The 6,376-nt window shown below is 66.1% G+C and carries 5 protein-coding genes and 1 pseudogene; 4 read left to right on the top strand and 2 right to left on the bottom strand.

The genetic code is table 11. The features are described 5' to 3' along the window. The first annotated feature begins 546 nt into the window (after window positions 1-546). The 4 genes and pseudogenes from AB0323_RS10765 (at window position 547) to AB0323_RS10750 (ending at window position 4,405) form a co-directional block, all read left to right on the top strand. A complete protein-coding gene (locus AB0323_RS10765) occupies window positions 547-1,041 on the top strand; it encodes a hypothetical protein (RefSeq protein WP_366177307.1) in 495 nt (164 codons plus the stop codon). Further along, window positions 1,010-1,480, top strand: a pseudogene (locus tag AB0323_RS10760) (N-acetyltransferase); the annotation flags it as partial. The gene AB0323_RS10765 and the pseudogene AB0323_RS10760, both read left to right, overlap by 32 nt. A 54-nt stretch (window positions 1,481-1,534) precedes the next feature. Further along, entirely contained in the window at window positions 1,535-2,953 is a 1,419-nt protein-coding gene (locus AB0323_RS10755) for an FAD-linked oxidase C-terminal domain-containing protein (protein ID WP_366177311.1), read from the top strand. Between the two features lie 132 nt (window positions 2,954-3,085). Further along, a complete protein-coding gene (locus tag AB0323_RS10750) occupies window positions 3,086-4,405 on the top strand; it encodes an MFS transporter (RefSeq protein WP_366177306.1) in 1,320 nt (439 codons plus the stop codon). A gap of 121 nt (window positions 4,406-4,526) precedes the next feature. On the opposite strand, the gene AB0323_RS10745 is transcribed toward AB0323_RS10750, so the two are convergent. After that, window positions 4,527-5,753 (bottom strand): amidohydrolase family protein, encoded by a 1,227-nt coding sequence (locus tag AB0323_RS10745; RefSeq protein WP_366177305.1) that lies wholly within the window; start codon window positions 5,751-5,753, stop codon window positions 4,527-4,529. A gap of 24 nt (window positions 5,754-5,777) precedes the next feature. Further along, window positions 5,778-6,323 (bottom strand): oligopeptide/dipeptide ABC transporter ATP-binding protein, encoded by a 546-nt coding sequence (locus AB0323_RS10740; protein WP_366177304.1) that lies wholly within the window; start codon window positions 6,321-6,323, stop codon window positions 5,778-5,780. Window positions 6,324-6,376: the final 53 nt, after the last annotated feature.

Raw genomic sequence — 6,376 nt, 5'->3', positions numbered from 1 at the left:
AGCTAAGACCCACAGCGCCGATGGTACTGCACCCGGGAGGGTGTGGGAGAGTAGGACACCGCCGGACAACCATTCACGGCCAGGCCCCGACACACACGTCGGGGCCTGACCCATTTAACAACACACGAACCGCACCCGCCCCGGCCCCCACCCCGAAACCCCGGCTCACCTATCAACGGTTCCAGGCGGACCCCGGCTCACATATCAACGGTTCCAGGCGGACCCCGGCTCACATATGAGCCGGAAATCCCACACCCCGGCTCACATATCAACCGTTCCGGGCGGACCCCGGCTCACATATCAACGGTTCCGGGCGGACCCCGGCTCACCTACGAGCCGCACCGGCCCGCCGGCCTCCACCCGCCGCCCACCAGACGTGAGCGGGCGTCCCGCCGAAACCGGCTATATGTGAGCCGGCGTCCGGCCAGGACCCGGTCATATGTGAGCGGGCGTCCGGCCAGGAGCGGGCATAAGTGAGCCGGCGTTTGAGGGGAGCGGGGTTGGGGCCGGAGCCGGGCGCTTCGCCGGGCGGTAAAGTTGGTGCACATGGAGAGCCTCTTTAGTCACCTCGCGCCGGACGCCGAACCGCAGCCTGAGCCATCCGGCGAGCTGGACCCCGTAGTATGCACGGTCGTCGTGCCTTCTCCGGTGGCACATGCCTTCATGGGCTTTACCGATCACCCGCATCTCTGGTGGCCGATGGAGGACCACAGCGTCTACGGGGCAGGCTCGCACGTTGAGTTCGAGGAGAATTTGATCCTGGAGACTGCTGACGATGGACGCACCTCGATATGGGGCACGATTGACGACTGGCAGCCGCCTTTGTCCTTCCATGCGAGCTGGTATCCGGGGAGCACCGCGATGTGGTCCACCGAGCTTCGCGTTGCCTTCCGTGCGGTTGACGGAGGTACGGAGGTCCGCCTTGTGCACGACGGCTGGGAGGGCGCCGAACACCCCGCGCAAACACGGGCGGACTACGCGGCTGACTGGCCCGGAGTTCTCGAGCGCTATGTCCGATTCATGGGCGGCGGAAGTGAATAGAATCCGTCGTCTCCAAGCGGCCGACTGGCGGTTGCTTCGCGACGTCCGGTTGGAAATGCTGTCGGACACACCGATGGCCTACGTGGAGAGCCTGGCAGCCGCTCGGCGCCAGACCGACACTCAATGGCAAGAGCGGGCAGCCACGATGTCGGGCGACTCGAGCATTACCCTCGTGGCGGATGACGGTGTGGACGGCAGCCGGATCAATGGCCTCATGCGCGTGGTCATCAAGCAGCCACAGGACCATTCCGGGACGCTGCAAGCCATGCTGATCAGCGTGTACGTCGCACCTGAACACCGTGGCCTCGGCCTGGCTGACCAGTTGCTTGATGAGGCTTGCGCCGTAGCAGGCGCCGAGCTTGGAGCCGGCGTGATCGAACTGGGTGTCCACGAGGATAACGCGCGCGCCAGGGCGTTCTACGAGCGGCACGGATTTGAATACACCGGCGCAAGCCGGCCCTATCCGCAGGACAAAGCCAGGATGGAAATTGTCATGGCCCGCCGGACTCAGCCCTCCGGGCCGATCCGCCAAAGCACAAGCCCTGGCGCGTTCGTCGATGAGCTGGGGGCCGCCCTCACTCCGGGGCAAGTCGCCGTCGACGAACACACGCGAACGGGCTATGCGGCGGACCTCGGACCAGTCGTGGACTTGCAGCTGCCTCTTGCAGTGGTCTTCGCCGAATCCGTTGAAGACGTGCAGCACGTGGTGCGCAGTTGCGCCAAGCACGGGGTTCCGATTGTCGCCCGCGGCGCCGGCACCGGAGTTTCCGGCGGCGCCCATGCCAGCCAGGGGTGCATCGTGCTCAGCCTGGAACGCATGAACCGCATCCTGAAGCTCAACGCGGACGATGAGACCGCCGTCGTCGAACCTGGCGTGGTGAACGCAGACCTCAACGCCGCCGCGGCCGAATACGGCCTAATGTACGCGCCGGACCCCGCGAGCTACAAAATGTCCACGATCGGCGGCAACGTAGCCACGAACGCCGGCGGCTTGCGCTGCGCCAAATACGGCGTGACCAGGGACTCGGTGCTGGCGCTCGACGTCGTCCTGGCCGATGGCTCGCTCATCCACACAGGACACCAGACGTTCAAAGGCGTGGCCGGATACGATCTCACGGCACTGTTTGTGGGCTCCGAGGGCACCCTGGGCATCGTGGTGGGCGTGACGGTGCGCCTGCGCTACCTGCCCCGCGAGGTACAGACGATGGCGGCGTTCTATCCGGACTTCCGCGGTGCCGCTGCAGGGGTCCTTGCGGTCGGAAAGGCGCGAGTTCAGCCCGCCATCATGGAAATGCTCGACGCGGGTACGCTGGCCCAGCTCGACGAACTGTACGGTTCGGACCTCGGAGAACGCGGGCAGGCGCTGCTGTTGATCCAGACCGACGGTTTCGGGGCTGCTGCCGAGGCGGCGCTGGTGCGGGAAGTGCTCGCTGCCGGGGGCGCGACGGTGACGGCGGAATCGAATGCGGAAGCCGAGCGCCTCATCGACATGCGGCGCTCGAGTCGGGGCGATGAGGTGGATAACGAGTACCGGGTAGGCGAGGACGTCGCGGTTCCGAGGTCGCGGCTTGTCGACTACGTGGCCGCGCTCGAGGCCATGGCCGTCACCCACGATGTCCGGCTCAAGGTGGTGGCCCATGCCGGTGACGGCAACCTGCACCCCACCTTCTGGGTGGACCGTGTGGACATGGAAGTGGACGCCGATGCCATGTCCCGCCTCAACAAGGCCCTGGACGACTCCATCGATGCCGCGCTGGAGATGGGCGGAACCATCACGGGCGAGCACGGGGTGGGGCAGTACAAGCTGCGCTGGCTCGGCCTTGAGCAGCCCGGGCCCGTCCGCGAGTTGCAGCACCGCATCAAGGAGCTTTTCGATCCAGCCGGACTCTTCAACCCCGGCAAGGCTATCTAGCCGGTTGGTATTCCAAATCTGACCACGAGGTTATCGCATCACGTCGGATCCCAATTTTCCGCCAGTTTACTTTGCTTCCCAATGCCCCTAATCTTGTTTGGTATACCAAAAAAGGTTTCAGGGAGACAATCAATGGGACAAGCACACCCGCCGCGCCGCGGTACTTCCGCAAGCGCCGCTCGAAAGACCGCCTGGCTACTCGTTGCACTGGCGCTTGTCTCCATCAACCTTCGTCCGGCCATTACGACGATCGCCGGCACCATGGGGCAGCTGCAGGCAGGATTCGGGCTCGACGCGCATTTGCTGCCGTTGCTTGGAGCCCTGCCTGTGCTTGCTTTCGGGGTCTCGGCTCCCTGCGGTCCCTGGCTGGCCCGCCGCCTGGGCACCGGCAGGGCCGTGGCGGCGGCGCTCCTGGTACTTGCCGCCGCGCTGCTTGTCCGCGTACTCGTGCCCGGACTGTTGCTGCCCGGAACGTTCCTCGCGGGAGCGTCCATCATGACCGCAAGCGTGCTTGTGCCGCAGATCGTCAAGGCCAACCGCGGTACCGGGTGGTGGACGGGGCTGTGCACCATGGGCTTCGGGCTGGGCGCGGCGCTTGGCGCAGGACTCGTCCAGCCGCTGCAGCAAGCGCTCGGGGGAAACCTCGCCGGGGCACTGGCCGTCTGGGCCGTTCCCGCCTTGCTGGGGGCCGCGTTGATCCAACGTGCGGGTCACACAGCCGGACGCCCGGACGGGACCGGCGGAGCGGCGTCGGGCGCTGGCCTACAGGAGACGACGACCCTACAGGAGACGACGACGGCGGGCGGCGCCACGAGCGAACGCGGCACCATTCCGCTGCGGAAGCAGCCGACGGCCTGGGCCGTGACCGCTTTCTTCGGGCTGCAAGCCATGCTGTATTTCGCCGTGACCTCGTGGCTCGCGGTGTTCCTGGTGTCGAAGGGCCAGACCGCGGCCGACGCGGCGGGGCTCCTGGCCTGGATCAGCGTCGCAGGGCTGCCCGCGAGCCTGCTGGCCCCCGTTCTCGCGGGCCGTCGCGCGGTCCTGAAGGTTATGGCGCCCGGCCTGGGACTGCTCGTCGCTGCGGCTTTGATAGGAGTCCTGACGGCGCCCGTAGCTTTGCAATTCCTCATGGTGGGCCTGTTGGGGATCGTCCAGAGCGCCGGGTTCGGGCTGGGAATGGCGTTGGTAGTCATCCGCTCGGCAGGGCCAGAGAGCGCAGGCAGCCTGTCCGCCATGAGCCAGGGCTTGGGCTTCGCATTGGCCTCCCTGGGGCCTTTGGGCGCGGGATTCCTGCATGAGTGGTCCGGCGGCTGGGACGCTTCCTTTTGGGCCTTGGCGGCGGAAGCGGTGCTGCTCGCAGTTGCCGGTTTCCTCGCGGTGCGCGGGCGCGCGGTGTCAGTGGCAGCCGCCGAGGCGGAGCACCTTGGCGAGCCGGCCGCCGTCGGGCGCTAGCCACTGAGGCAGGGCGCAAACCAAACCACGCTCTGGCCTCCCACCCGGCCCAACTGACTCGCAGTAGTTGTCGTTATGAGCCCGCATAACGACAACAAATGCGAGCCAGTTGGGCGCGGAATTAGATGAGCTCGAGCTGCTCTGCCACGACCTTGCCGCGGTGGATCACGGTGCGGTCGGTGCCGCGGTCCATGACGGCGGAGGCGACGGTTTCGCCGTCGAGCAGCAGGAGTTCGGCGGGATCGCCGACCTCGACGCCCGGGCGGTGTGCCGTGCCCTTCAGGCGGGTGGCGGACGGGTCAAGGATGCTGGCGCCGCCTACGGTGGCGATCGCGAGGCAGTGCTCGATGAGCTCGTCCTTGCGGAAGCCGTGGGTGAAAGCGAGCTGCCAGGTGCGGTCGAGCATGTCCGTGTTGCCGTAGGGGGACCAGTAGTCGCGCTGGCCGTCCTCGCCCAAGCCCATCCGGACTCCGGCTTCGGCGAGCAGCGGAATGGGCAGCTGGCCTGTCACACCGGCGGCGCCCGGCGCCACGGACGCCATGGAGATGTCCAGCTCGGCGAACTCGTCGATGAGGCGGCGCGTGGTGGCCTCGGAGACGCTGCCCAGCTGGTAGGCGTGGGACATGGTGACCTTGCCCTGCATGCCCAGGGCGCGGGTGCGCTCGATCACCAGGTCAGTGCTGAAGACACCTAGCTCGCCGGGCTCGTGGAGGTGGATATCAATGGGGACCTGGTACTTTTCGGCCAGTCCGAAGACGATGTCCAGATGCCGGGCGGGGTCGCGGTCGAGGCTGCACGGATCGATGCCTCCCATGACATTGGCGCCGGCTTTGAGTGCCTGGTCCATGAGGGGTACGGTGCCGTCCTCAAGGAGAAGCCCGGCCTGCGGGAACGCGATGATGTCGACGTCGGCCTGGCCCTTGAACTGCTCCTTGGCGGCCATCACGGCATCGAAACGCTCGAGGCGGCAATCGACGTCGATCTGGGCATAGGAGCGGACGCGCGTGGTTCCGCGCGCGATCATCCGGCCGAGGGTGTTGTTGACCCGTTCCTGCAGCGGAACCTCGGCGTTGCGCCAGTTCTGCCGATCGTTCATCATCATGGTCCACACGCCCGGACCGCCTGTGTGTTCGCGGAACGGCAAGCCGATGCGGGTGGAGTCCAGGTGCACATGGACGTCCGAGAACGACGGCACGAGAAGGCGCCCACGGGCCTCGACGACGGTTGTGTCGCCTGGGACGGCCCGCGCCGCAGCGTGGGGTTCGACGCCGCTGATCTTGCCGTCCGTGATCATGACATCGCTCAATGCTTGTCCCCAGGGGCGGACGGCGCGAATCAGGGTGTTCAATGTATTGCTCCTTCGATGTTGGATCTATTGCACACCAGCTATGGCTGCGGATTCCAGACCTGCGTGATGGCAGGCCGGGGCAGAAGAGCTGGCTGGTAGGGGGATTTCGCTGATGCAGCGTTGCTGCTGGCGGGCAGCCCGGGGATCCTGCAAGGGCACCGCGGACAAGAGCGCTTGCGTGTAGGGATGCCGGGGATCACGGAACAATTCCTCCCCGGGCCCTTGTTCCACGATCTTGCCGAGCCCGAGGAAGGGCAACGCGGCTTCTGCGGAAATATTCGTGGGAATAAGCATGGTGGCGGAGACCAACACGACTCCCAGGACGTTGGGAATGATCTGCCGGAACAGCACGCTCAAGTGCGAGGCACCCAATGACCGCGCAGTCTCGACGAACTCGCGCTCGCAGAGGCTCACCAAGGCAATCTTGCTCCGGCGGAACCGCAACCAGGCCGTGGCCAGGAGCGACCGCGCCTCGGCCGTGGGTCTATTCGGGGACGTGCTGGGTGATGGACTCGCAGCCGTAGCTTCGACGGTGGACTGTAGCTGGGTCAACGGGGGTGCTCGATTCATGATCCAAGGAGTAAGCTCCGGGCTTTTTGTATACCAAAAATAGAGTAGAACAC

Source organism: Arthrobacter sp. NPDC080031 (assembly GCF_040702485.1).
GTDB lineage: Bacteria > Actinomycetota > Actinomycetes > Actinomycetales > Micrococcaceae > Arthrobacter.
Note: the sequence above shows the minus strand (reverse complement) of the source record. Positions and strands in the feature narration are given on the sequence as shown.

What these genes read in the sequence shown, in the direction of transcription:
- AB0323_RS10765 (WP_366177307.1), top strand. Translation starts at nt 547, where the DNA reads ATGGAGAGCCTCTTTAGTCACCTCGCGCCGGACGCCGAACCGCAGCCT.
- AB0323_RS10755 (WP_366177311.1), top strand. Translation starts at nt 1,535, where the DNA reads ATGGCCCGCCGGACTCAGCCCTCCGGGCCGATCCGCCAAAGCACAAGC.
- AB0323_RS10750 (WP_366177306.1), top strand. Translation starts at nt 3,086, where the DNA reads ATGGGACAAGCACACCCGCCGCGCCGCGGTACTTCCGCAAGCGCCGCT.
- AB0323_RS10740 (WP_366177304.1), bottom strand. Translation starts at nt 6,323, where the DNA reads ATGAATCGAGCACCCCCGTTGACCCAGCTACAGTCCACCGTCGAAGCT.